This window comes from Bradyrhizobium sp. USDA 4502 (genome assembly GCF_054063355.1).
Genome location: NZ_JBSSGF010000001.1, coordinates 4144831 through 4167936, shown reverse-complemented (window position 1 = coordinate 4167936; position 23106 = coordinate 4144831). Strand labels below are relative to the sequence as shown.

Annotated in this window: 25 protein-coding genes, 1 tRNA gene, 1 pseudogene and 2 riboswitches; of the genes and pseudogenes, 12 read left to right on the top strand and 15 right to left on the bottom strand. The window is 64.5% G+C overall.

The genetic code is table 11. The annotated features are described in order from the left end of the window. Positions 1–36: 36 nt before the first annotated feature. Positions 37–1395, bottom strand: a complete 1359-nt coding sequence (locus tag ACVW1B_RS19330) for a D-amino acid dehydrogenase (RefSeq protein WP_253608011.1) — start codon at positions 1393–1395, stop codon at positions 37–39. Between the two features lie 66 nt (positions 1396–1461). Continuing rightward, a riboswitch (glycine riboswitch) is annotated at positions 1462–1576 on the bottom strand. Between the two features lie 3 nt (positions 1577–1579). After that, a riboswitch (glycine riboswitch) is annotated at positions 1580–1686 on the bottom strand. Between the two features lie 91 nt (positions 1687–1777). Further along, positions 1778–2908, bottom strand: coding sequence for a M20/M25/M40 family metallo-hydrolase (locus ACVW1B_RS19325; RefSeq protein ID WP_456780304.1), 1131 nt, complete (start codon positions 2906–2908; stop codon positions 1778–1780). A 265-nt stretch (positions 2909–3173) separates the two neighbouring features. Between ACVW1B_RS19325 and ACVW1B_RS19320 the strand changes: the two genes are divergently transcribed. Beyond that, positions 3174–4793 (top strand): ABC transporter substrate-binding protein, encoded by a 1620-nt coding sequence (locus ACVW1B_RS19320; protein ID WP_456780305.1) that lies wholly within the window; start codon positions 3174–3176, stop codon positions 4791–4793. A gap of 278 nt (positions 4794–5071) precedes the next feature. On the opposite strand, the gene ACVW1B_RS19315 is transcribed toward ACVW1B_RS19320, so the two are convergent. Together ACVW1B_RS19315 and ACVW1B_RS19310 are read right to left on the bottom strand one after the other, a co-directional pair. Next, positions 5072–5392: a hypothetical protein gene (locus tag ACVW1B_RS19315; protein ID WP_456780306.1), complete on the bottom strand. Its 321-nt coding sequence runs from the start codon at positions 5390–5392 to the stop codon at positions 5072–5074. 169 nt (positions 5393–5561) lie between these two features. Then, positions 5562–5648, bottom strand: a tRNA-Leu gene (locus ACVW1B_RS19310). 224 nt (positions 5649–5872) lie between these two features. On the opposite strand from ACVW1B_RS19310, the gene ACVW1B_RS19305 reads away from it, so the two are divergent. Then, complete coding sequence (locus ACVW1B_RS19305) at positions 5873–6307, top strand: twin-arginine translocation pathway signal (protein WP_456780307.1); 435 nt, start codon at positions 5873–5875, stop codon at positions 6305–6307. Positions 6308–6346: 39 nt separating this feature from the next. On the opposite strand, the gene ACVW1B_RS19300 is transcribed toward ACVW1B_RS19305, so the two are convergent. Next, positions 6347–7549, bottom strand: coding sequence for an FAD-dependent monooxygenase (locus ACVW1B_RS19300; RefSeq protein WP_456780308.1), 1203 nt, complete (start codon positions 7547–7549; stop codon positions 6347–6349). Positions 7550–7556: 7 nt separating this feature from the next. Next, complete coding sequence (locus ACVW1B_RS19295; RefSeq protein WP_018272338.1) at positions 7557–7802, bottom strand: zinc-finger domain-containing protein; 246 nt, start codon at positions 7800–7802, stop codon at positions 7557–7559. Between the two features lie 234 nt (positions 7803–8036). On the opposite strand from ACVW1B_RS19295, the gene ACVW1B_RS19290 reads away from it, so the two are divergent. Further along, the gene (locus ACVW1B_RS19290; protein ID WP_456822043.1) at positions 8037–9170 is read left to right on the top strand and encodes a hypothetical protein; all 1134 of its coding nucleotides are present in this window, start codon (positions 8037–8039) and stop codon (positions 9168–9170) included. A 57-nt stretch (positions 9171–9227) separates the two neighbouring features. After that, positions 9228–9980: an alpha/beta fold hydrolase gene (locus tag ACVW1B_RS19285; RefSeq protein WP_456822042.1), complete on the top strand. Its 753-nt coding sequence runs from the start codon at positions 9228–9230 to the stop codon at positions 9978–9980. Between the two features lie 3 nt (positions 9981–9983). Here ACVW1B_RS19285 and ACVW1B_RS19280 read toward each other — a convergent pair. Further along, a pseudogene (locus tag ACVW1B_RS19280) lies at positions 9984–11375 on the bottom strand (hypothetical protein); the annotation flags it as partial. A gap of 182 nt (positions 11376–11557) precedes the next feature. Between ACVW1B_RS19280 and cysE the strand changes: the two are divergent. Both cysE and ACVW1B_RS19270 read left to right on the top strand, forming a co-directional pair. Then, positions 11558–12385 (top strand): serine O-acetyltransferase, encoded by an 828-nt coding sequence (gene cysE, locus ACVW1B_RS19275; protein ID WP_092089661.1) that lies wholly within the window; start codon positions 11558–11560, stop codon positions 12383–12385. Positions 12386–12535: 150 nt separating this feature from the next. Continuing rightward, positions 12536–12748: a DUF3126 family protein gene (locus tag ACVW1B_RS19270; RefSeq protein ID WP_021077729.1), complete on the top strand. Its 213-nt coding sequence runs from the start codon at positions 12536–12538 to the stop codon at positions 12746–12748. A 118-nt stretch (positions 12749–12866) separates the two neighbouring features. Here ACVW1B_RS19270 and ACVW1B_RS19265 read toward each other — a convergent pair whose 3' ends face one another. After that, the gene (locus ACVW1B_RS19265; protein WP_168856765.1) at positions 12867–13577 is read right to left on the bottom strand and encodes a hypothetical protein; all 711 of its coding nucleotides are present in this window, start codon (positions 13575–13577) and stop codon (positions 12867–12869) included. A gap of 219 nt (positions 13578–13796) precedes the next feature. Here ACVW1B_RS19265 and ACVW1B_RS19260 point away from each other — a divergent pair, with 219 nt between their 5' ends. Both ACVW1B_RS19260 and ACVW1B_RS19255 read left to right on the top strand, forming a co-directional pair. Beyond that, positions 13797–14126, top strand: coding sequence for a DUF6949 family protein (locus ACVW1B_RS19260; RefSeq protein WP_028336117.1), 330 nt, complete (start codon positions 13797–13799; stop codon positions 14124–14126). Between the two features lie 192 nt (positions 14127–14318). Then, on the top strand, positions 14319–14849 hold the full coding sequence (locus ACVW1B_RS19255) for a gamma carbonic anhydrase family protein (RefSeq protein WP_028336118.1): 531 nt from the start codon (positions 14319–14321) through the stop codon (positions 14847–14849). A 4-nt stretch (positions 14850–14853) separates the two neighbouring features. Here the strand turns inward: ACVW1B_RS19255 and ACVW1B_RS19250 are convergent, their stop codons facing one another. Next, positions 14854–15108, bottom strand: a complete 255-nt coding sequence (locus ACVW1B_RS19250) for a hypothetical protein (RefSeq protein ID WP_456822041.1) — start codon at positions 15106–15108, stop codon at positions 14854–14856. A gap of 87 nt (positions 15109–15195) precedes the next feature. Here ACVW1B_RS19250 and ACVW1B_RS19245 point away from each other — a divergent pair, with 87 nt between their 5' ends. The 3 genes from ACVW1B_RS19245 to ACVW1B_RS19235 all read left to right on the top strand — a co-directional run bounded on the left by ACVW1B_RS19245 (position 15196) and on the right by ACVW1B_RS19235 (position 16699). Next, entirely contained in the window at positions 15196–15510 is a 315-nt protein-coding gene (locus tag ACVW1B_RS19245; RefSeq protein WP_057019070.1) for a hypothetical protein, read from the top strand. 155 nt (positions 15511–15665) lie between these two features. Further along, complete coding sequence (locus ACVW1B_RS19240; protein ID WP_456780313.1) at positions 15666–16178, top strand: hypothetical protein; 513 nt, start codon at positions 15666–15668, stop codon at positions 16176–16178. 371 nt (positions 16179–16549) lie between these two features. After that, on the top strand, positions 16550–16699 hold the full coding sequence (locus ACVW1B_RS19235) for a hypothetical protein (RefSeq protein WP_253608020.1): 150 nt from the start codon (positions 16550–16552) through the stop codon (positions 16697–16699). A 456-nt stretch (positions 16700–17155) separates the two neighbouring features. Here ACVW1B_RS19235 and ACVW1B_RS19230 read toward each other — a convergent pair whose 3' ends face one another. From ACVW1B_RS19230 to ACVW1B_RS19220, 3 genes are all read right to left on the bottom strand, one after another. Beyond that, the gene (locus tag ACVW1B_RS19230; RefSeq protein WP_076830140.1) at positions 17156–17647 is read right to left on the bottom strand and encodes a hypothetical protein; all 492 of its coding nucleotides are present in this window, start codon (positions 17645–17647) and stop codon (positions 17156–17158) included. Positions 17648–17837: 190 nt separating this feature from the next. Further along, positions 17838–18368, bottom strand: a complete 531-nt coding sequence (gene fabA, locus ACVW1B_RS19225) for a bifunctional 3-hydroxydecanoyl-ACP dehydratase/trans-2-decenoyl-ACP isomerase (protein ID WP_456781899.1) — start codon at positions 18366–18368, stop codon at positions 17838–17840. Between the two features lie 33 nt (positions 18369–18401). Continuing rightward, positions 18402–19031 carry a TetR/AcrR family transcriptional regulator gene (locus ACVW1B_RS19220; RefSeq protein WP_253608021.1) on the bottom strand — a complete coding sequence of 210 codons (630 nt, stop codon included), beginning with the start codon at positions 19029–19031 and terminating at the stop codon, positions 18402–18404. A gap of 108 nt (positions 19032–19139) precedes the next feature. On the opposite strand from ACVW1B_RS19220, the gene ACVW1B_RS19215 reads away from it, so the two are divergent. Continuing rightward, positions 19140–19550: a hypothetical protein gene (locus ACVW1B_RS19215; protein WP_456780314.1), complete on the top strand. Its 411-nt coding sequence runs from the start codon at positions 19140–19142 to the stop codon at positions 19548–19550. A 290-nt stretch (positions 19551–19840) separates the two neighbouring features. Here ACVW1B_RS19215 and ACVW1B_RS19210 read toward each other — a convergent pair whose 3' ends face one another. The 3 genes from ACVW1B_RS19210 to ACVW1B_RS19200 form a co-directional block, all read right to left on the bottom strand. Continuing rightward, on the bottom strand, positions 19841–20455 hold the full coding sequence (locus tag ACVW1B_RS19210) for a transglutaminase-like cysteine peptidase (protein ID WP_456822040.1): 615 nt from the start codon (positions 20453–20455) through the stop codon (positions 19841–19843). A gap of 333 nt (positions 20456–20788) precedes the next feature. Then, positions 20789–21406, bottom strand: coding sequence for a PilZ domain-containing protein (locus ACVW1B_RS19205; RefSeq protein ID WP_028342942.1), 618 nt, complete (start codon positions 21404–21406; stop codon positions 20789–20791). Between the two features lie 57 nt (positions 21407–21463). Beyond that, positions 21464–23083 carry an FAD-dependent monooxygenase gene (locus ACVW1B_RS19200; protein ID WP_456780315.1) on the bottom strand — a complete coding sequence of 540 codons (1620 nt, stop codon included), beginning with the start codon at positions 23081–23083 and terminating at the stop codon, positions 21464–21466. Between the last annotated feature and the right edge of the window lie 23 nt (positions 23084–23106).

The window sequence follows — 23106 nt, the reverse complement described above, 5'->3', positions numbered from 1 at the left end:
TTTTGCGGTGCAGCTAATCAGTCCTGTTGGCCGCGATTATTCCTCCGGTGAAGTTCGAAGCAGTCCACTGGAAGGTGGATTGATTTCAGCTTTGCGCGCGTCGGCGGGCACATCGAGCCCGGCGCCGAACGACGGCGCCATCGGCGGCGTGTCGAGGTCGCGCCAATCGTCGATCGCCTGGGCCACCATCTGCGCCGTCGCCGCCGACAGCGTCCAGCCGAGATGACCGTGGCCCGTATTGTAGAACACGCCCGGAATCCGTCCGGCGCGAACCACCGGCATCATGTTCGGCATCATCGGGCGCAGGCCCGCCCATGGCACGACTTTCGACGTATCGATCTCCGGGAAATGATGCCGCACCCAGTCCACCAGCGGTTGAATGCGATCGGCGCGAATGTCGCGGTTGAAGCCGTTGAACTCGGCGGTGCCGGCGACGCGGAAGCGGTCGGCGCCGAGCCGGCTGGTGACGATCTTCGCAGCTTCATCGAGCAGGCTGACGGTTGGGGCGGCATTCCGGCTTTGCGGCGCATCGAGCTGCACAGTGATCGAATAGCCCTTCACCGGATAGACATTGACGCGGTCGTTGAGCAGGCTGGCGAAGTGGCGGCTCGCCACGCCGGCGCAAATCACGATCCCGTCCGCCTGTAGCTGCTGTCGCGTCGCGACCGCAGCATCATGTGAAGCAGCTTCGTTCCAGCCGATGCGGAAGCCGTCATCGCCGTGTGCGATCGTGTCGACGTCGGCTTCATGGACGAAGCTCGCGCCACGGCGGATGCAGGCGTCGGCAAGCCCACGCGTGAATTTGTGAATATCGCCGGTCGCGTCGGACGGCGTGAAGAAGCCGCCATAGCAGGTTGTCTGCAGCGCGGGTTCGATGACGCGGATCTCGTCCGGGGTCACCGGCCGGCGGTCGAGCCCGCCTTGCTGCAGCAGCGTGTTGACCTTGAGGCCGGCTTCGAAGCCGGCCCTGTCGTGATAGACGTGCAGGATGCCGCGGCGTTCGAGATCGAAGGCGATGTTTTCGCGCTCTGCGATCGAGAACAGATGCTTGCGCGCTTCGATGGCGAGCTTCGTGGTCTCGATGGTGTTGCCGCGATAGCGCGTGATGTGGCCGACGAACTCGCTGATCCAGGAATATTTGTGCCAGCTCGGCTTCGGGTTCATCAGCAGCGGGGCGTCGCTTCTGAGCATCCAGCGCAGCCCCTTCAGGATGGTCGCAGCACTGTTCCAGACTTCGGCGTTGCTGGCGGAAAGCTGTCCGCCATTGGCGAACGAAGTTTCCATCGCGGCGTAGCGATGCCTGTCAAGGACAGTCACCTTGTAGCCGCGTTCAAGCAGGGCATAGGCCGTCGTTACGCCGGTGATGCCGGCGCCGATAATCGCGATATGTGGCATGATGGTTGTCAGGCTCCCGTGGGTTAGAGTCGCCGAACCACCGGTCAAACCGGCATTCGGCGCCCCATCTGTCACGGTACCTGAGAGCTTGATCCGCATCGGGCTGTGGCCAGAAGCGAACTATCCCCTTCGGTGGACGTCATGGCCCTTGATGTGCGGCCATGTTCGTCTCTCTCCAGATCGTCCTGACGATACAGTCCTTTTGCCTGAGAGTTTCCGGGGCGGTTGCTCCGTCGGCGCCGAAGCCAACAACACGAATGTTGTCGCTTCGATCTCTCCCGCATCGTCGCGTTGGACGGCCGGACCGTAGGCGAAGCCTTAAAAATGGACAAGGCTAAATTTCGATCCGGCAGTGCCAACGTGTTGTGCAGTGCAATCGATGTCAGTCCAGCGTCGCCAGCAGTGCCGCCATCAGGCGGCCGCGTTCGGCGAGGCTGTCGACCTCGATGTGCTCGTTGAGCGTATGTGCATCGGCGCCGCGAACGCCGAGGCCGTCGAGCGTGGGGATGCCCATCGCGCCGGTGAAGTTGCCGTCCGAGCCGCCGCCGGCGCTGCCGTGCGGCAGATCGAGACCCATCGCTGCAGCAAGGCCTTTTGCCTTTTCATAGAGCGCCATGGTGCCCGCATCGGGCTCCCACACCGGGCGGGTGACGCCGCGCGTCACCTTGAAGGTCACGTCGTTGGCGGTGCCCGACAGTGCCAGCATGCGCTCGACGCCACGGTCGAGATCGGCCTGGCGCTTGGCCATGCTGAGCGCTTCGCCGGTGCAGGTCGTTGCGACGCAATTGACCCACTGGCCGCCATGCACGATGCCGACCGAGAAGGTGCAGTCCTCGGTGGTCATGCCGTCGATGGCGATGATCTGCCGCGCCATCTCGCGGATCGCGGAGCGGCCGGAAGACAGCGTTGCGCCGGCATGGCTGGGCTTGCCGGTGGCTTCCAGGTTGAAGCGCGCGATCGCATAGCGGCCGGTGACGACGCCGTTGTTTGGACGGCCGGGCTCCGGCACCAACACATATTTGTTGCGCGCGGCTTCCGCCTCGATGATGTCGCGCGTCGACGGCGTGCCCACCTCTTCGTCGGGGGTGAACAGCACGGTGATCGGCAGCGGAGTCGTGAAAGAGGCGCGCGCCAATTGCCTGATCGCCTCGATCGACAGGTAGTTGCCGCCCTTCATGTCGAAGATGCCCGGCCCGAAGCACTTGTTGCCTTCGCGCCGCCACTTCAGGTTCTCGATGGTGCCGACGGGGTGAACGGTGTCCAGATGGCCGGCGATCAGGATGCCGGGCTGGCCTTGTTTCGGATGGGGAAAACGGGCGCGGACGCAGCCCGCGAAGCCCTGGCGTCCGGCGATGCGCTCGATCGTCGCACCCATGATCGCCATCTCGCGGGCGGCGAGATCGAGCATGCGTTCGACCGCGGCGGCGTCCCAGGTCGGGCTTTCGCATTCCACCCAGCTGCGCAGGCCCTGCAGCATCGTTTCGGAATCAAAGGGGAGATTGGCGGGGTTCATCGTTGTTCTCTCTTGTTGTTCTGACGGCGCCGGCATCGCGCGCGCGTTACGAAAATCTCAGCCGACGATTTTGTAAAGCCAAAATCTGGCGCGCGGCCTCATTCGTTTGTGTACGTCCGATGCGACCTGAAACCGATTGACGCGCTTGGCGCTTGGTGCAAGTCTCGATTTCACAAGCCATACAGCATGTTAGTTCGCCTAAATAGCGAACCACATGCATAACGAATAAGCCGGCTTTGACCAGTTACACGTCAGGAGAGATTGCATGTTCCCTATCTCGCGTTGGAAACACCGCACGCTAGCGGCCGCGTTGACGGCGCTCGCGCTGTCGTTCGCGCCGCAGGAATTGTCATTCGCGCCGCAGGCGATGGCCGCGGGCAAGACCATCACCGCGGTGATGCACTCGGATCTGCGCGTCATCGATCCGATCATGACCACGGCCTACATCACCCGCGATCATGGCTACATGATCTATGACACGCTGCTGGCGACGGATTCCAATTTCAAGATCCAGCCGCAGATGGCGGACTGGAAGGTTTCCGACGACAAGCTGACCTACACGTTCACACTGCGCGACGGTCTGAAGTGGCACGACGGCGCGCCGGTCACCGCGGAAGACTGCGTCGCCTCGCTGCAGCGTTGGGGCAAGGTCGACGGCATGGGCCAGAAGCTGATGGACTTCGTCGCGAGCCTGGAGGCGACCGACGCCAAGACCATCACGCTGAAGCTGAAGGAACCCTACGGCCTCGTGCTGGAATCGATCGGCAAGCCGTCATCGCGCGTGCCGTTCATGATGCCGAAGCGTCTGGCCGAGACGCCGCCGGACAAGCCGATCCCGGAACAGATCGGCTCCGGACCGTTCAAATTCGTGCAGGCGGAATTCCAGCCGGGCGTGAAGGCGGTCTATGAGAAGAACAAGGACTACGTGCCGCGCAAGGAGCCGGCGAGCTGGACCGCGGGCGGCAAGGTCGTCAAGGTCGACCGCGTCGAGTGGGTCACGATGGCCGATGCGCAGACCGCGGTGAACGCGTTGCAATCCGGCGACATCGATTTCATGGAGAACCTTCCGTTCGACATGCTGCCGGTGCTCGAAGCCAATCCGGATCTCAAGATCGACGTCCTCAACAAGTTCGGCTTCCAGACCCTCGGACGCATGAACTTTCTCTATCCGCCGTTCGACAATCCGAAGGTGCGCCGGGCTGCGTTCCTGGCGATGAACCAGAAGGACGTGCTCGACGCGCTGGTCGGCAACGCCAAGTACCAGAGGGTCTGCGGCGCCTTCTTCGTCTGCGGCACGCCGCTCGAGACCGACGTCGGGGCCGAAACGCTGGTGAAGGGCAACGGCCTGGCGGAAGCCAAGAAGGCGCTTGCCGCATCCGGCTATGACGGCACCCCCGTGGTGATTATGGCGCCGGGCGACGTCACGACGCTGAAGGCGCAGCCGGTCGTGGCTGCGCAGCAGTTGCGCGAGGCCGGCTTCAAGGTCGACCTGCAGGCCACCGACTGGCAGACCGTGGTGACCCGCCGCGCCAGCCAGAAGCCGCCGAAGGAAGGCGGCTGGAACATGTTCTTCACCAACTGGGTCGCGGCCGACGTCTCCGATCCGATCGTCAACGCGTCGATCACCGGTCGCGGCAAGAATGGCGGCTGGTTCGGCTGGGCCGAAGACCCGAAGATCGAGGAGCTGCGTGACAAGTTCGCGCGCGCCGGCTCGGCTGAGGAAAAGAAGAAGATCGCCGCGGAAATCCAGACCGAGGCCTACGATCAGGTGATCTACGTTCCGCTCGGCCAGTACACCATTCCGAGCGCATGGCGGAAGTCGCTGACCGGTGTGCTCGACGGCCCGGCAACGCCGATCTTCTGGAATATCGACAAGTCCGAGTAAGCTTGCGGCTTGACGCAAAACAAATGGCCGGGACTTGTCCCGGCCATTTTTCTTTTTCGCGCTGTCGCGTGTCAGGTGTGGCTGTCGCGGAGCTGCTCCAGTCCGTCGCTGAGCGGTGGTCCGCCTTGTGGTGCGTGCTGCGGCGGGGAGGGGCGCTCCTTGCGCTGATCGGGTTGGTCGGTTGCGCGCTGCGCGGATGGATCGTCGTTCGGCATCGTCATGCTCCAATTGCGGCATGACAACGAATACGCAGGGTGCGAGTTCCGAACCGGCGACCGCTAATCGCCGTGGTCTGGTCTCATGCTGCTCGGGCTCGACAAGCTCGTGAGCTGTGTCTGTCCGATGCCGGTTCCGCTCATCCAGACCACCGCTCCAGCGGCAAACGCGAGCAGTCCGTACACCATGATCGCGCCGCGGATCCATCGCCGGTAGATCGCGCGGTCGTCGGGCGCAGCGTCGCGGAAATTCTGGGCATCGAGCCCGTTGCTGCAATGAGCCGCATCGTCGCAGTGTTCGAGAGTAAAGGCACCATGATCGCGCGCCGTTTCGCTGGTAATCCGATTGCAGTTTGCAATCCGATTGCGCTTCGCAATCTCCATCGCCGATCTCCGACAAAAATTGATTTCGAAATGCAACAGCCGCGAAAATGCGCGGCCGGAATTTCCAATGCGGGCAAGACTACGACAGACAGCGACCGCGGCGTGTGAACTGCGCCACAGCCGGAAAACACGACGCTGGCCCGCTCGGGTGCGCGTGGCATGCGAAGGTTGGTGCGGGCGGTGGGACTCGAACCCACACGACGTTGCCATCGAGGGATTTTAAGTCCCTTGCGTCTACCAGTTCCGCCACGTCCGCGTTGCGCCAGGCGCGCCGATTTCTAGCGCGTTTGGGCGCCGAGTGGAATTGTCATTATCCGGTGCTAACAGGTGAGCTTTCAAAGGCTTAAGCGGCGGCCCGCAATTCCATTTGCCTCGGCGGCCGGGCATTGGGATAAGCAGCGCGCCGCCGCGATTGAGCCTCAATCCGGACACCGGTGGCTGCTTTAGGCAATCTCAACACTGTCCGGTTAAGAAAGCTGAATGTCCGTTCGTTTCCCACGCCGCCTGAAGCTGTCGCGCGCGGCGGCCGTCATCGCGCTGTTCGCCTCGGCCGCGGGCGTTTCCGGCTGCGCGCAGATCGGCGACACCGTGCCGTCGGCATTCGCCGATCCCGCCAAGTACGAGCTTTATGATTGCAAGCAGCTCGAGAACGAGCGCAGCAATCTCAAGACCCGCGCGGCGGATCAGGAAAAATTGATGGCCAAGGCGGAGACCGGCGTCGGCGGTACTGTCGTCTCCGAGATGGTCTATCGCAACGAGCTGATCTCGATCCACTCCCAGCAGAAGCTGGCGGATGAGGCCTGGCGCAAGGGCAAGTGCCATGAAAGCCCGCCGGACACGCCTGCGGCCGCTGCCCCCGCTACCCCCACGCCGGCGGCGAAGGGCCCGCGCGCGCCACGGGGCCTCGTCCACTAAGCCGGCGTTTCCAGACGGGTCGGTCGTGATTGGCCGAGCTCAGGCGCGCCAGTCGTAAATCCAGTCCTGCCGCGCCAGCATGCGCTCCGGACCGATGGCGCGGATCGCCAGATCGCGCGCGATCGCCGCGGGCCCACGCAAATGATAGATGCGGCCCTGCTGTCGCGCCAGGCGCTGCACTTTCAGCACGCGCCCGCGCCGCACCCGTGCGTAGCGCTTCAACGCGGCGGGAATGCCCGCGGTGTTTTCCCCGGTGCTGTCGCTCAAGGCCTTGGCGAGCACGGCCGCATCCTCGATCGCCATGCCGGCGCCTTGGGCGGCAAACGGCAGCATCGCATGCGCGGCATCGCCGAGCAGCGTCACCGCGCCTTCGCTCCAGCGGCCGATGTCGGGCAGGGTGAACAGCGCCCATTTGCGCCAGCCGTCGACCGCGCCGATCAGCATCCGCGCTGTAGTGGGCCAGCGCGCGGTGGCGAATGCAGCCTTGATCTCGTCGATGTCGCCGGGCTCGCTCCAGCCCGGCCGGTTCCAGGTGCCCGATACGATCGCGACCACGTTGATCTGGCGTCCGGCCGAGATGGGATAGGCGACGAGATGCGCGTCCGGTCCCATCCAGAGCTGCACGCGCGGTGCGGTGTATTCACGCGGCAGGGCGGTGGCGTCCAGCGTGCCGCGCCAGGCGATCAGGCCGGAGAATTGCGGCTGCACATCCGGAAACAAATGCCCGCGCACCGACGACCAGATGCCGTCGGCGCCGATCAGCGCGACGGCCAATTCCTCCTGCCGTGAATTGCCGCGGCGTTGGACGACGGTGAGGCCTCGCGCATGCTTGGTCACATCCTCGAACTGGCAGCCGAGCCGCAGATCGATATCGGGATGGTCGCTCGCGGCGGCCTGCAGCGCGGCCTGCAAGTCGGCGCGGTGGATTACCCAATAGGGTGCGCCGGCGCGGAACTCGGCGGCCTGGCCAAGCGGCATCCGTGCGATCTCGCCACCGGCCCGCGCGCTCAGGATGTTGACGGATTCAGGCGTGACCGCGCGCCGCGCAAGCGGTTCCTTGAGCCCGAGCTCGACCAGGATGCGGCTGGCATTGGGAGAGAGCTGGATGCCGGCGCCGGCTTCCTCGAGCCGTTCGGCCTTCTCCAGCACGACGACGCGAAAGCCCTGTGCCGCCAGTGTCAGCGACGCCGTCAGTCCTCCGATCCCGGCGCCTGCAACGATGACGGTTCGCGTCAGCGCCACGGAGCGGTCAGGCGACCTTGTCTTTCAGCACGCATTCCGGCGGCCGCGCTTCGCCGGCCGCGAGGTCGGATGCGAAGCGATAAAGCGTCGAGCAGTACGGGCAGATAATCTCGTTGTCATTGCCGAGGTCGAGGAACACGTGCGGATGGTCGAACGGCGGGTTGGCGCCGACGCACATGAACTCCTGCGATCCGATTTCGATCACCGAGACACCGGCATCGTTATGGAAGTGCGGGACGACGTGGTCGGACATATTCTCACCTTGATGGCAACGATGGGCAGACGCAATCAACAGCATGCGGCATCGCGAAATGCCGCGCACCATACTGGCGGGAACAGTTGATTCCTAGAGCCCCGATGGCTCATTTGCTCATGCAAATTCGACACAATCTTGTCGTCCCAGAGAAGCCCTCCTTTGGTCGGAGCCGTTGTGTCGCAAAAACGGCACACTATCTCCAAGGCGAATAAAACTAGAGGTTTTATCGGGATGAATCGGGTGCGCGTCAGCTTGGCGGTGGTCGGCGTGGCAGCAAGTGCTGCCGTGGGCGCGGCTATTTGGCCGCACGCCCGTGACGCCGGCACCGTGCTGGCGGCGCGGGACGATCCCGCTGCGCTCGCCGACATCAGGCTCAATTCCGTGCTGCGCAACAACCCGGCGTTGATCTCGGACAATATCGAGGCGGCGCTGGCCTCCGGCGATGCCGACCTTGCGGCCAGCTTTGTCGAACTCGCCGGCGAGAAGAACATCGCGCTCAGTGATGACCTCACCAAGCGCGTCGATGACGCGCGCGCCGAGCAATCATCCAGCATGCATTTCGCCAAGGGCTTCGCCACGGGCTTGGTGACCGGCAATGCCGACGATGTCGCAAGCCTGTCCGGCACGGTCGCCGGCGACCTGTTCGTATTCGGCGATGTCAGGGATGTCGTGCGCGAGGGCAAGCACCTCGTGATGGGCGAGGACACCGACCAGCTGGTGCTCGGCCTCGCGGCCGCCGGGCTCGCGGTGACCGCGGCCACCTATGTGTCGGTCGGCGGCGCCGGGCCGCTGCGCGCCGGGCTGACGCTGGTCAAGGATACGCGCAAGGCCGGACGGCTGAGCGAGGGGATGATCGAATGGGCCGGACGCTCGACCCGCGAGGTCGTCAATCAGCCGGCGCTGCGCGAGGCGGTCGTATCCGGCTCGGTGCTGCGGCCGGTGCAAACCGCAACCGCGATCCGCGCGGCCTTCCGCGCCGAGAAGGCCGGCGCGCTGGTGCGCGTCGCCAAGGACGTCGGGCGCATCGGCGAGGCGGCCGGGGTTCGCGCTGCGCGGGATACGCTGAAGGTCGCCGAGAATCCGAGGGAGATCGCGCGGGCGGCGCGGATCGCCGAGGTCAAGGGCGGCCAGACCCGCGCGATCCTGAAGCTGCTCGGCCGCGGCGCGCTGCTGCTGGCGGCCGGCGCATTCAATCTCACCATGTGGCTGTTCGGCGCGCTGCTGGCGCTGTTCGGCTTCCTGTCGTCGATCAAGGCCACCACCGAACGGGCCACCGCCTGGTGGCTCAGACGAAGCAAGGTGCTGCGCCTGAAGCGGCAGATGGCCGCTCAGGCTACCTTGGCGAGTATGCCCGCCCAGGGTTAGGCTTGCGGTCGCCTGTCGATCGCCAATCGCAAATCCCAAGAACAAACGGAATGGATGATGCCGAGTTTCCATCACGGCGATGTTGAAATTGCCTTTATCGACGAAGGCGCGGGCGAACCGATCGTGCTGGTGCACGGCTTTGCCTCGAGCAAGAACGTCAACTGGATCTACCCGACCTGGGTGTCCGATCTCGTCAAGGCCGGCCGTCGGGTGATCGCGCTCGACAATCGCGGCCACGGCGAATCCGCCAAGCTCTACGATGCCGCGCAGTACGAGATCGCGACCATGGCCGGCGACGTGATCGCGCTGATGGACCATCTCGGAATCGCGCGCGCCGACATCATGGGCTATTCGCTGGGCTCGCGGATGACCGCGATCCTGGCGCGAGAGAATCCCGATCGGGTGCGCTCGGCGATCCTTGGCGGGATCGGCATCGGACTGATCGAGGGCGGCGGCCCCGGCGAGGCGGTCGCGCTGGCGCTGGAGGCGCCGTCGCTCGACGATGTCACCGACCCGGTCGGCCGTACCTTCCGCGCCTTTGCCGATCAGACCCGCTCCGACCGCCGCGCGCTCGCCGCCTGCCTGCGCGGCTCGCGCCGCCTGATGACGCGCGAGGAGGCGGCCGGCATCCGCGTGCCGGTTTTGATCGCGGTCGGCAGCAAGGACGAGATAGCGGGCTCGGCGTCAGCGCTCGGCCGGATCATTCCGGGTTCGGAGGTGCTCGACATTCCGAACCGCGATCACATGCGGGCGGTCGGCGACAAGGTCTACAAGACCGGGGTCACCGACTTCCTGTCGCGGCGAAAATAGATCGTCGGCTTCATCCCTGGCGAAGGCGCGCGCGGCCGCGATCAGCACCACGAAGGTCGCGACCCACACCATGCGCGCGCCGTAGCGGTCGTGCGGTCCCGAGATCACGCCGCAGACAAAGGCATTGCCGAGCAAGGCGAGCGTGACCGTGCCCGCCAGCAACGTCAGATCGTCGAGCCGCCGCTGCCACAGTCCGCGGCCGAACAGGATGACGACCAGGAGCATCGAGCCCAGCGCGACCGGCACGTGGATGCGGTTGATCGCGGTGAAGTCGAGATGCCAGCGTTGCTGCCGCGCCGCGCGCATCGGCCGGACCTGTTTGGGAATGTAGCGCTCGATGATGCCGTAGGTATGCGGGATCCAGCCATTGGTGCCTTCACCGGTCGCGACGTGCATGAGCTGGTCGGCGGTTGCCGTCAGCGCCGCCTTTGCCTGCCATTCCGGATATTCGGCCAGCGAGCGCAGCACGATGGTGCCCATCTCGTCATTCAGTCCCTTGAAGCGGCCGAGCGTGTTGAACATGCTGTGGCCCCACAGGAAGTCGTCCGCGGTCGGCGGCAACTCGTTGCGATAGGGGCAGAGCTTCAGCTTCTCCGTCGCGCAATGATCGTGCAGGTATTGCGCGACGATGCCATCCTGCAGCATGCGGCCGAAGGCGACGCCATAGCCGCCGGGCGTCCAGGCCAGCTGTCCGGACAGCGCAAAGTTCGCCGCCAGCAGCATCGCCGCGCCGGCGACGGTGGTCAGGCTGCCTTGTACCAGGCCCGCGACCGGAATGCGGCGGCCGAGCCACGGACGCAGCATCCAGCCGACGCAGCACAGGCCGAGCAGCACCGCCAGCGTCGCGCTGTGCGTGGCGGCCGAGAACGCGATGAACCCGAACAGCACCGCCTTCTCCAGCGTCGAGATCCGTTCGCCGTGCAGGACGAGGATGAAGAGCGCGAGCACCGAAAGGCCGGCGAAGATGTCGGTCAGCAGCATGCTGGCCAGCCAGGGCAAAGCGGTGGTTGCGATCAGCGCGAGGCTGATCGCGATCAGCCGGACCGGCCGGGCGAGGCCGAGCACGCGCAGCGTCAGCTGCAGGATCCACAGCGTCGCCAGGGTCTGGATGCCGAGGTTGAGCCAGAAATCCGATGTCTCGCCGACATGGAGGTAGATGCCGAATACCGTGGACCGGCTCGGCACCAGGTAGCCCTCATACCAGCGCGCCAGATAGCCGCCGGTATCCCATTGGAGCAGCGGATAGCCGTTCCAGAAGGCAGGGGCGAGCAGCAGGAGGGGGATGGCAATGGTCGCGATCCAGACCGACCGTGCATCGGTCAGGCGGGCACCTAAACTCCGGGTATTGATGATGTTTCCCCCTTTTATTGGGGCCGACCATGCCCAAAACCACACGGGGGACGAAATCCGCCAATAGTTGCAGAAGCACGGCTTGATTTCGGCAAAATCCCGACCAATTCCCCTAGACGCCGGCCCGGGGGTGTTCGGCTGGGGTTTACCGTACTGAGCCATCCCGGGACGCGCTGGGTCCATCGTGCTATAACGCACATCAGAACAACCGAATTGCGAGAGCAGCTATGGCAGTTCATCAGGTCAATCCGCAGGGAGGCAAGCTTGCGGCGCTCGATCCGATCTGGGATCGAATCCGCGGGGAGGCGGAGGACATCCTGCGGCGGGAGCCGGAACTCGCATCCTTCATCTATGCGACCGTGCTGCATCATGAGCGGCTGGAAGATTCGGTGGTCCATCGCATTGCCGAGCGGCTCGATCACGCCGCGCTGTCGGGCGACTTGATCCGCCAGACCTATGGCGAGGCACTGCGCGATGAGCCCGATATCGGCAACGCGTTCCGCGCCGATCTCGTCGCCGTCTATGACCGCGATCCGGCGACCTCGCGCTTCATCGATCCCTTGCTCTACTTCAAGGGCTTTCACGCGCTGCAGACCCACCGTCTCGCGCACTGGCTCTATCAGAAGGGCCGCAAGGATTTTGCCTTCTACCTGCAGAGCCGCTCCTCGGCCGTGTTCCAGACCGACATCAACCCGGCCGCCAGGATCGGCCGCGGCATCTTCCTCGATCATGCCACCGGTTTCGTCTGCGGCGAGACGGCGGTCATCGAGGACGATGTCTCGATCCTGCATGGCGTCACGCTCGGCGGCACCGGCAAGGAGAACGAGGATCGCCATCCGAAGATCCGCCACGGCGTGCTGATCGGCGCCGGCGCCAAGATCCTCGGCAATATCGAGATCGGTCATTGCGCGCGCATCGCGGCCGGCTCGGTCGTGGTCAAGCCGGTGCCGCACAACGTCACGGTCGCGGGCGTGCCGGCGAAAATCGTCGGCGAGGCCGGCTGTGCCGAGCCGTCGCGTACCATGGACCAGATGCTCAGCGCGATCGGGCTTTGATTTCACTCGCTTTCTGATCGCGGCGAAAAAGCGCCCAAGCAAGAGTCGTGTGCGCAACATCACGTCGCCAAAGCCTGAAAAGGCTCTGGCGATCTTTGCCGTCTCGTCCTAAAACTCCCCCGAAAATCATCGACCCGATTGGAGACGGCCGTGGACGTTCAGGAAGTCAGGAAGCTCGACGCGTATCTCAAACGCGTGTTCAGCAATCCCAAGATCCGCGTGGTGCCGCGGCCCAAGAAGGACGACTCGGCCGAGGTCTATATCGGCGAGGAGTTCATCGGCGTGTTGTTCGTCGACGACGAGGACGATGATCGCTCGTTCCAGTTCCAGATGGCGATCCTGGAAGAGGATCTGGCCGAGTAAGGCGGAACAGCCTCGCCTTCACACGTCGTTACGACGAACTCGCGACAAAATTGCAGAGCGATTTTGCGCTGGAGCGACCGTCCTTCGCGGACACGTCGCTCCGCTTGCAATGACTGTGTCATCCCTTCGCGCTGTGCATCTGCGCGGAGAGGCGGTTCATCGCGGTGGCGATGTCGCGCCACTGCGCGAGCCAGCTGCGCGGAAAGCGAAAGATCAGGTCGGCGCCGTCGATGCGCCGCTCACTCAGGCACATGCCGGGCGTCGAGGTGTCGCGCGTGCAGCGCGCGGTCAGCTGCGGCTCGCTCGCGGTGAACAGGTCCTCGCCGCCATAGGGCGTGCCGTCGCGGAACGCGCGCGCCGTCAGGCCGTCATCAATGTTTGCGCGCTCGTCGAGATAGCGCGGATAGATCGTGCGCAGGCGCATGTCCGGCGCGAGTGAATCGTGGTGCGCCGCGATCGATACGAAGATCCTGTCGATCGGCTGCACCTTGTCATCGACCGTATCGGCGCTGTAGTGCTTCGGCGCGGCGGGCGCGTCCAGCGACGGATAGAGGAAGCTCAAATCGACGCGCTCCTGCGGCCCGGAGTGGCGCTGGATCTTCATGCGCACCGCCATCGTCGGCACGTTGAACAGCGTGCCGCCGACGCTCACCGGCAGCCGCGACGGATCGCTCGGCGGGATGGTCGTGTAGGTCGGCCACAGCAGATAGGCGACAAGCGCGACCGCGCCCGCCGCGATCACCGCCGAGGCGATGATCGGAACGAGATGCGCGCGCGGGTTGCGGCGGGTGTCGCGGGCGAGATGTTGGGCGGTCGAGAGAAGCGTCATGAGCGAGGCTGAGATCAGGTCGGGAGTGGCCGAATCATCTGCCGAATATGCCACGTAGCGGGGAATTTCCGTACGATTCCAATGGAATCCGGGACCGAATGGCCATGCGCAAACGCCGCGCCTAATGTGTCCGGTTAACCTTTCCTTAAGGATGATGTGGCGGCAGGCTGCCAATTCTGCGAAGCAGGGCGGGTGGCCTGTTGCGTAGCGGAAGTTCCGATGTCGCCCGATACCTTGAATTCCCTGTTCTCGCTCTTGATCGGTTTCGCGCTCGCGGGCGCGCTGGCCAACGGTTACCAGGCGATGGCGGAGCGCCCGGCCGGTTTCGGTCTGCTGCAGGAGGGCGCGGCGCCGAAGACCTTCGCCGCGGTCCCGTTCCTCGTCTTCGCCGCACCGTTCATCATCATGCGCAACACGCTGCGCGGGGCGCGCATCGAGCGCCGCCGCTTCGAATTCGTGATGATGGCAACCGTCATCTCCGGCTTCTGGAGCCTGATGTCGGGCACCTTCTTCGTGATGACGCTGCGCGCTGCGGGCGTGCTGGCCTGATCCGATCATGATCCGCGGCCGATCACGGTCGCGCTTGCTTGAAACCATGTCGGCCGTCGTGCCAAGGTCTCCTGCGATCAGGGCTTCGGTTCTGATTGAATCAGAAACCGAAGCTCTGGATTTTCGTTTCGACGCGTTTTCTTCACGCGAACCGGTGTCCACTTCGCTCGAAAACGCTCCAGGGAGACCTCAATGGCGATCTACGAACTCGACGGGCAGGCGCCCGATCTTCCCGCCGACGGCAGCTACTTCATCGCCGACAATGCCGTTGTAATCGGCAAGGTCCGCCTCAAGTCCGCCGCGAGCGTCTGGTTCGGCGCCGTGCTGCGCGGCGACAATGAGTGGATCGAGATCGGCGAGGGCTCCAACGTCCAGGACAATTCCACCCTGCACGTCGATCCCGGTTTTCCCCTCAGCATCGGCAACAACGTCACCATCGGGCACAATGCGATCGTGCACGGCTGCACGCTGGAAGACGGCGTGCTGATCGGGATGGGATCGATCGTGATGAACGGCGCGCGGATCCGGCGCGGCAGCGTGGTCGGTGCCGGCTCCGTCATCACCGAGGGCAAGGAGTTTCCGGAAAATTCCCTGATCATCGGTGCGCCCGCGCGTGTGGTGCGTACGCTTGACGCTGCGCAGGCCGAGGCGTTGTCGCGGCCGGCGAAGTCCTACGCGATCAGGGGTCCGCAATACAAAGCGGGACTGAAGAAGATCGGCTGAGGCCTCAGCGCTTGCGGCCGCGCTTGCGCGCGGCGTTCGCTGCCGTGGTGCGAGGCTTCGCTGCGTCTTGCGGTCTCGTTGCCTCCTGAAGTCTTGCGCTCTTGCGCAGTGCATCCTTCAGGTCGATCGGAATGCCGTGCTTCTTGAGCAGGTCGGCGAAAGCTTCGTCGGCGAGCTCCTGCCAGGTCGCCATCCGGTCGCGCCCCAGCTGTTTCAGCTTGTCGAAAGTGTCGTCGTCAAACTCGATCAGCTTGCGCAAATTGCATTGCTCCCAAACTGTATTGCTCCAACGCCTGCGGGAACCGGCCTTTTGCGGACTCGTTGACGTCCGCAAGGGAGAATTGCCATGCGCAAATTATCTGTCACCACCGCGCTCGCGACAATCGCGATTGTGCTGACGCCCGCGGTTACCGTCGCCCAAGGTACCGGGAGCGGCGCCGGGACCGGCAGCCCTTCGTCAGCCAGCCCGACATCGCCGCAAGCCACGTCGCCGCCGGCCGGGACCAACAGCGCCGGGACCGCGCAATCCTCCGGCGGCCCCAATACCGGCAGAGGCGTTACCACCGGATCGGCAACGACGACCGAGAGCGTCGACAAGGCCATCGCCGACGAGAACGAAAAAGTCGAGCGCCGTACGAAAGGCATCTGCCGCGGCTGTTAACTTCTGACGGCCGTGCTTTGATGAACGCGGGTCGCGCAGATGTGAGCGCGACATAGGCGCGCGGTAGAAGCCGCGGTCCTAGATTGAGCTAGCATACGCAGGACGCGGCGGAGGAGGCTTGAAAACAAAGCCTTTGAAAAGAGGAGTAACGGGTAATGTTGCGTAAAACGATGATTGCCTTGCTGGCGACGGCCTCGGTCGGTCTGTTCACCGTCGATGCTGCGTCGGCACGCGGTGGCTTCGGTGGCGGCGGCTTTCATGGTGGTGGCGGCTTCCGCGGCGGCGGATTTGGCGGCTTCCACGGCGGCGGCGCTGCATTCCGGGCGATGGGCGGAGGCGGTGGCTTCCGGTCGGCTGCGATCGGCGGCGGCGGTTGGGCCGGCCGCGGCTGGCACGGTGGAGGCTGGCGTGGTGGCGGCTGGAACGGTGGCTACTATCGGCGCGGCTGGGGCGGCGGCTGGGGCTATCCGCTCGCGGCGGCAGCGGTCGGCTTCGGGCTGGGCTATGGCGCCTACGATTACTATGACGGCTACTATGGCAATCCATACTACGCGGGCTACGGCTATGACGACGGCTACGGCTACGGTTACGGCGGTTGTTACGTCGTGCGCCGCGGCGTGATGACACCGTATGGCTGGCGCGTTCGGCCGGTGCAGGTTTGCAATTGAGCCATTCGCTCATGCATGGCCGGTCCATTCGCTCGCCATGCTGATGGTCTTGCAATGATCGGCGCGGCCGGCGTTTCGATGCCCGGCCGCCGCGTTCTCTGTCGCGCACTAGTGTGCTGAATGCGAAGTTCGTGCGATTTCGCGGCAACCACTTTCACGAACTTCGCATTCATAAAGCACACTAGAATCATAAGTTTGCTAGTGTCCTTATCGAATCCGAAGTTCGCTCCGAAGGTGCGGCAAATGATGCGAACTTCGGATTCGGGACACTGGTATGCAGCTTGCACCGCCTTGCAGAAGTCCGTGCGTGAGCGCGCCGCGAAAACAGATGGCCCGGCCGCGATTGAAGCCGGGCCCAGAGGACATCAAAGATGCTGACCATTCCGGACCTGACATTGCTGCTCATGGTGGTTGTTGCGAGCCTTGCCGTTGCGCTGATCTACATGCTGCGCGAGCTCGAGCCGAAGCTTGCGCGGCTGCGACTGCGAGGTGGTCGCGTCTCGCGCGATCGCACCGAATAGGGCGGCAATTCCGTTCGCCGCGGCTTTGGCCGCGGTGACGCTGCGCATCCAGAGTTGTCAGCCGAGCACGCCGTATTTCTTCAGGCGGTCTGCATCTTTCGCGCGGCGAGGGCCGCCTTCGGGATCTCGAGCCGGAGCTTTCCTGCCGGGCGGTCGCGAGCGGGATTCAAGGACCCCAAAAAACAAGGCCGTCGACGTAGTATACCGTCAACGACCTTGCCAGCCCCGGATATTGAAATCGGCTCACGCCATCCGGTCATTCGAAGATGACTCGGATTCGAAGGCCGATATGTGAACCAGTTCACAAAGTCAGGATTAATTCACGGTAACGGGCACTCATGATCGGCCGCCGCCGGCAGCCCTCGAGCGCGAAAGTTCCCGTTAGATGATGATCTTGCTCGGGATTTGGCGCATTTTTATGGCTGGTCACCTGGGTGGGCGGGGTCTGCGGGGGCGTCAACCGCGCGACCTGTGGCGCTTCCGGTTGGCGCTACGGGTGGCCTTCGAGCGCTTGCGGGGCGCGGGCTCGGCGGCCGGCTCGTTGGCCTGCGCACTCGCCAGCGACTGGCGCAAACCCTCGACCTGTTCGGTCAGCGCGGCGACCTGGTCGGAGAGCCTCTTGGCATCGGCCGCCTGCAAGGCGAGCTGCTTGCGCATGGTCTGCAGCTGGTCCTGCACCTCCTGCAGCTGGTCGATGGATTCCTGCTGGGTCGCCTCCATGCCCTTGGTCTTTTCCACCAGGGCCTCGGAGACCTGCGCGGTCCGCGCCTGCAACTGCCGCGCGGCGACCATGCGGTCGGTCTCCGGCACGTTGCCGGTGTAGGCGCGCCACAGCGCGATCGAGCCGATCCCGAACAGCACGAGCACCAGCGCCACGGCGCCGATCGCAATCGGCTGCACGCCAATCAGGCTGCTGGCTTGTGAATTCCGGGGGGCAAGTTCGACCATGCGACCAACAACCGGACATCAATTGAAAGGTTCGAAATAGCACAAACCCCGGCGCGGGCAAAACCGGGGGGGTGTGTAGACCACTGCGGCAGCAGCGAAATTTGTATCATATGTTAGTTTTCGGCCGTGCTGCCCGGCCTGCTCGAGGCACGATCGGTCTCTGGCCGACCCGAACTCAACCTCCCCGAATTCAGCCTCTGGGCGCGATCAGGCCGACCCGCATGTCCTTTGCCAGATAGACGCAAGCGCCGTCTGCGAGCACCCGGCCGTCGGCGATGCCCAGCACCAGCCGGCCGCGCCTGGCCTGGCGTATGTCGACCTCATAGCGCACCAGCCTGACATCCGGCGTGATGTGCCCCCTGAACTTGACCTCGCCGACCCCGAGCGCGCGGCCCTTGCCGGGCGAGCCCGACCAGCCGAGCCAGAAGCCGATGATCTGCCACATGGCGTCGAGGCCGAGGCATCCGGGCATCACGGGGTCGGCGGCAAAGTGACAGGCGAAGAACCAGTGGTCCGGCGCAATCTCGAGTTCGCCGGCGACGTGGCCCTTGCCGAACGCGCCGCCGTCCAGGCTGATCTCGGTAATGTGGTCCATCATCAGCATCGGCGGTGCCGGCAGCTGCGCATTGCCCGGGCCGAAATAGCCGCCTTCGCTCGAGCGCAGCAGATCGTGCTTGCTGTAGGACGATTGCGGTGCGTGAAAATCGTGCGGATTGAACAAGATGGCCATCGATGTTTGGGTTCTGGGTGAAGCTTAGCTGCGGCTGCGCCGCGTGGCTCCTGGCCGCGCGGACAGGGGTTTGGCAGGCAAGCGCAGCGCGGCGGCCATGAAGGCCCAGATGTCGCCGGTCAGCCTTGCCGGATCAGGCCGTCTTTCGCTCATGAGCGCGCCGATCAGCGCCTGGCGGATGCCGCCGATCATCAGCGCAATGGTGAGGTGAGGGTCGATGCCGCCGGGCACGATCCCGTCGCGCTGGGCCGCCTCGAGCATGCGGGCGCCGGCTGCAAGCTGCCGGCCGGTGAAGGCGGTCTCGACATCGAGCACCTCGGGCGCGGGGCTGAGCGGTCCGATCACGAGGGGCGCAAACGGGTGGTCATAGTGAAAGGCGACATAGGCGCCGATCCGCTCCTTCTCCCGGTCCGCCCAGTCCGTGGCGGACAGCTTGGCACCGCCGAACGCCGCTGCATCAAGTTGTTCATAGAAGCCTTCGACCACGGCGGCGATCAGGCCCGCCTTCGATCCGAAGTGGTGGTAGGCGAGCCCGACCGAGACCTGCGCCCGCCTTGCGACGGCCTGCATCTCGAGGTGCCCATGGCCCTCGATGAGCTCGGCCTGCGCTGCCGAGAGCAATCGTTCCCGTGTCCCGAGGCTCGCCGCGTCCATCGTGGGCCCTTCGCTGAATTGAATTCAATTCAATTCAATTCAATCGCTCCGATGCTAGGATGTCAAGCCGCCGACGCGGATGACAAAGCGAGCCGGTGAAAGGATGCGATGGCGTTTGCGATCAAGACCGAGATCCGAAATGCGCGGGCGAAGGTGTTCACCTTCACCGCGCAGAAGACCATGTATGGCGGCAAGCACATCGCGGCCGATGACATCGTGTTCGTGTTCGCGAGCGAGAACGAGGGCGGCAACGGCCTGATCGCCCGCGCGATCGTCGCGTCGGCCGACGCGACACCGCGCAAGGTCGGCATCATCAGGCAGACGCCGCGCGTCAGCATCACGGTCAGACGCACCGCATCCGCGGCGCGGCTGCTCGGGCGCGACCAACTCAGGCGCTTCAAGGATTGGGGCGACGGCCGGCCCGAGACCGAACTGAATTTCAAATTCTATCGCCAGGCCACCAACAAGATCGTCGGCATCTCAGACGAGACCGCGGCGTTTCTCGAGCGGTTCTTCTAGTGTCCCGAATCCGAAGTTCGCATCATTTGCCGCACCTTCGGAGCGAACTTCGGATTCGATAAGGACACTAGCAAACTTATGATTCTAGTGTGCTTTATGAATGCGAAGTTCGTGAAAGTGGCTGCCGCGAAATCGCACGAACTTCGCATTCAGCACACTAGGCGTCGGTCGACGCCGCTCAAAAAAGGTGCGGCCACCCTTTGGGGGAAGGGTGGCCGCGCGCGAACCGGTCTGGGACGGGGAGGGGTGGGGATGTGACCGGGTCGCGAACTCGAAATTTCCTGTTCTGCTCAGCGCGAGCTTGCCGTTGCAACTGCCGGGCGGTTGTCACCGAGCGAGACCCACACATTGGGATCGCCCTGCGACTGCCGCTTGACGAAGCGGTAGCCAGTGTCGGTCCAGGCGACGATGCTCTCGTTCTGGTTATCGAGCACGAACTCGCCCTTGTCGGTCTTCACCGTCAGCACCGCGTGGCCTTCGCCCTTCTTGTCGCGGACCACCGTGATCAACAGCGCCTCGCGGGGCCAGCCGGCGTCCATCAGCATCTTGCGCTTCAGGAGCACGTAGTCCTCGCAGTCGCCGTAACCGTCGGATGGCAACGACCATTTCTCGATCAGGCCCCAATGATCCATGTCGGTCATCGGCTTGATGGATTCGTTGACCCACTTGTTGACCCGTACGAGGTCCCGCCAAGCGGTCTGCGACAACACGATGTCGCGTGGTTGCGTCGCGCCGCCGCGGCATTCGCCCGGATTGTCGGCACAGAATTCGACCCAGCCGATCGGCGAACGCGCAACGTCACCCAGGCTGGCGTAGACCACGTCGCCGGCCTTGGCCGACACGCACGTCGCAAACAGAATGGCGGCAACCGCCAAACCTTTCCCCTGTCCCCTGAACCCAAACATCGTGGCCCCCGTTCTTCTTGTTGGGACCACGTTTCGCACAAAGCTTTTGCGCCGCCGCTAAGTACGCAAAGTAGATTTGACGCGAATACTGGTAAAACCTGCGGCGAATTCGAACTGTACTTGAATCGAATTCGCGTAAAATTTGAAACAACTGCAATTGATTCAAATTTTATGCATTAACGCCGCGCGCGCTGCGCCAGCGCGGTTTGTTGCGCCAAACGCTGCGGCCGTTAACCGCCGATTTTCACCGGGCCAAACGCGCCGACGGCGGCCACCGGTGCACCGGTGGCCGCCTTCGCGGGCAAAAAAAGCGGTTTTGAGCGGTTTTTCGCTTTACCTCGCGGTAACGCTCTCTTCGAGCGTTTCCGCCGATTGCTCGTGGACGAACTCGAGCGCGAAGCCTTCCTCGAGATTTCGCACCACGCGGGACTGTACCCGCCCGAGCATCACGAGCGATTTCAGCGGCGGGCGGTTCTCGGCAGCAATCGCAGCACCGGACAAGGAAAGGTCGATGATGCGGCAGGTCATCCGCGTGCCGTCTTCCTGGGTCAGCAGGGCGATCGGGTTGCGCGGCACGATACGGTCGTGGCGGCGATCCTCGGGCAGATTGAGGATGTCGCGGTTGGCGAGCCAGGTCAGCTGCGCGGCGAGCTTGTCGCGCTTGCGCGCGGTGGCGCCGATCGTCATCGCAAAGCCGTTGTCGATGATGCGGGTGATGCGTCCCTCGACCCGGCCGATATGGTCGAGATAGGCGATCACACGGTCGCCGACATTGCCGATGCCCGGCGCCAGCAAAGCGAGGCCGCCCGGCGACATGTTGATAATCTGGCAGGGAAACTCGCGCCGGTCGGGCAGCATGTAGCGGCCGAGCAGGTGCACCTTGACGCGCTGGAAGCGCCGCCGCTCCTCGGCTACGGGGACGACGGTAGTTTTCTTCTGTGCAAACGACATCACGACAAACCCGGCCACCGTCCATTCGGAGCCCCGACGACCCTAAGGCTGATAGGGTTAACGGGGCGTTACGGTTGAGGCAGGGAACTCGCACACGGTGCAAGAGAAGTGTGAGTGGAAGGGGCAGGGCCGCACATCAGGTTCGCCGAACCACCGCGACATGACCTGAGCGGCTTCATCGATGTGGGGGGCGGTGTCGGCGGCCCATGCGACGAAGCCGTCGGGGCGTACGAGCACGGCATTAAGGCCCAGCCGATCCCGCGCGTCGCTTGCGACATAGCCGATCCGCCCATGCCAGCGATCGGCAAGCGTTTGCAGGGGCGCGCGCCGATCAAAGTCCAGCAGCAGGCCGCGACCATCTCTGAGCAGCTCGCCGAGCTTAGCCCCGCAAACGAACTCGAAGTCGGGGGCGCTGCGGCCCGCCAGCGGATGGTTGCTGCCAAGATCGTAGCGCAGCGTAACGCCCCACACGCGCTCGGCAAAGTAGGTCGCGCCGTCTGATGTCGCGATCAGGTCGCGGATGATGGCTTCGAGCGCGCGCGAACTTCGGCTTGGCCGCATCAGCGCGACCTGGGCGCGCGACCAGTCCAGCACCTGCGCGCCCAGCGGATGCCGCTCACGCGAGTAGCTGTCGAGCAGGTCCACCGGTGTGTCGCCGCGGATCGTGGCCGCGAGCTTCCAGCCGAGGTTCATCGCATCGCCAAGCCCGAGATTGAGCCCCTGGCCGCCGAGCGGAGAATGAATGTGCGCGGCATCGCCCGCGAGCAGCACGCGCCCCTTGCGGTAATCCGTCGCCTGGCAGGCGCGATCGGTCCAGGTGGTGGCAAGCCGGAGCGCCGTCAACGTGACGTCTGTGCCGGAGACGCGGCGCAGCACCGCCTGCACGTGCTCGCGCGTGATCGGCCGGGTTCGGTGGAAGGCGCCGCCGTCGAACTCCACCATCGCGATCGTGCCGGGCCGTGCGTAGGTATACATGCCCGTCGGCGTGTAGTGACGGCCGGTGCGGAGCTTGTCCGGATCTGATATATCGACCTCGACCGAATAGCCGGTGAACTCGGGATCGGTGCCGACGAATTCAAAGCCGCCGGCCTTGCGCACCATGCTGCGGCCGCCGTCACAGCCGACCAGCCAGCGTCCGTGGAACGTCTCGGCACCGTCGCGAACGATCACGCCATCATCCGATTGTTCGAACGCCTCGACGCCTGTGCCGCGCCTGATCTCAACCCCCATCGCGGTTGCGCGCGCGGCGAGGGCGGATTCGAGCGCCTCCATCTCGACCGCCATGCTGGTGCCTGCCGGGCTCGGCAGACGAAACAGCCACTTCGACGTGTCGAGATCATCGTGAAAGAACTGGATGCCGGCAAAATGGCCGGCCGGGCGGCGCGGCTGTTGCATCCAATGCGCGCCATTCGATGCGCTGCTGCCCGAGCCATCCTTTGCGTGCTGTCGTGCCGCGATGTCATCCAGCATCCCGCGACGATAGAACGCCTCGATGCTGGGCGCCGAAAGGCCGCGCATCCCGAAGGGGAGCCGTTTCAGCGGCGAATGCGGGTCGGCGGCCTGCTCCAGCACCAGCACCGAGCACCCTGCGAGCCGCAGCTCGCAGGCAAGCAGCAGGCCGACCGGGCCGGCACCGGCAATCACGACATCATGGGGAAGGGGGCGGCTGGCGTGCATGAACTGCTCCTTTGTCGGTGTTC

Coding starts and splice junctions, on each gene's coding strand:
- ACVW1B_RS19255 (WP_028336118.1), top strand. CDS start 14,319: ATGGCGATCTACGAACTCGACGGGCAGGCGCCCGATCTTCCCGCCGAC.
- ACVW1B_RS19205 (WP_028342942.1), bottom strand. CDS start 21,406: ATGTCGTTTGCACAGAAGAAAACTACCGTCGTCCCCGTAGCCGAGGAG.
- ACVW1B_RS19260 (WP_028336117.1), top strand. CDS start 13,797: ATGTCGCCCGATACCTTGAATTCCCTGTTCTCGCTCTTGATCGGTTTC.
- ACVW1B_RS19245 (WP_057019070.1), top strand. CDS start 15,196: ATGCGCAAATTATCTGTCACCACCGCGCTCGCGACAATCGCGATTGTG.
- ACVW1B_RS19200 (WP_456780315.1), bottom strand. CDS start 23,083: ATGCACGCCAGCCGCCCCCTTCCCCATGATGTCGTGATTGCCGGTGCC.
- ACVW1B_RS19215 (WP_456780314.1), top strand. CDS start 19,140: ATGGCGTTTGCGATCAAGACCGAGATCCGAAATGCGCGGGCGAAGGTG.
- ACVW1B_RS19330 (WP_253608011.1), bottom strand. CDS start 1,395: ATGCCACATATCGCGATTATCGGCGCCGGCATCACCGGCGTAACGACG.
- ACVW1B_RS19230 (WP_076830140.1), bottom strand. CDS start 17,647: ATGGTCGAACTTGCCCCCCGGAATTCACAAGCCAGCAGCCTGATTGGC.
- ACVW1B_RS19325 (WP_456780304.1), bottom strand. CDS start 2,908: ATGAACCCCGCCAATCTCCCCTTTGATTCCGAAACGATGCTGCAGGGC.
- ACVW1B_RS19315 (WP_456780306.1), bottom strand. CDS start 5,392: ATGGAGATTGCGAAGCGCAATCGGATTGCAAACTGCAATCGGATTACC.
- ACVW1B_RS19295 (WP_018272338.1), bottom strand. CDS start 7,802: ATGTCCGACCACGTCGTCCCGCACTTCCATAACGATGCCGGTGTCTCG.
- ACVW1B_RS19210 (WP_456822040.1), bottom strand. CDS start 20,455: ATGTTTGGGTTCAGGGGACAGGGGAAAGGTTTGGCGGTTGCCGCCATT.
- ACVW1B_RS19235 (WP_253608020.1), top strand. CDS start 16,550: ATGCTGACCATTCCGGACCTGACATTGCTGCTCATGGTGGTTGTTGCG.
- ACVW1B_RS19285 (WP_456822042.1), top strand. CDS start 9,228: ATGCCGAGTTTCCATCACGGCGATGTTGAAATTGCCTTTATCGACGAA.
- ACVW1B_RS19290 (WP_456822043.1), top strand. CDS start 8,037: ATGAATCGGGTGCGCGTCAGCTTGGCGGTGGTCGGCGTGGCAGCAAGT.
- ACVW1B_RS19220 (WP_253608021.1), bottom strand. CDS start 19,031: ATGGACGCGGCGAGCCTCGGGACACGGGAACGATTGCTCTCGGCAGCG.
- ACVW1B_RS19305 (WP_456780307.1), top strand. CDS start 5,873: ATGTCCGTTCGTTTCCCACGCCGCCTGAAGCTGTCGCGCGCGGCGGCC.
- ACVW1B_RS19240 (WP_456780313.1), top strand. CDS start 15,666: ATGTTGCGTAAAACGATGATTGCCTTGCTGGCGACGGCCTCGGTCGGT.
- ACVW1B_RS19320 (WP_456780305.1), top strand. CDS start 3,174: ATGTTCCCTATCTCGCGTTGGAAACACCGCACGCTAGCGGCCGCGTTG.
- ACVW1B_RS19265 (WP_168856765.1), bottom strand. CDS start 13,577: ATGACGCTTCTCTCGACCGCCCAACATCTCGCCCGCGACACCCGCCGC.
- cysE (WP_092089661.1), top strand. CDS start 11,558: ATGGCAGTTCATCAGGTCAATCCGCAGGGAGGCAAGCTTGCGGCGCTC.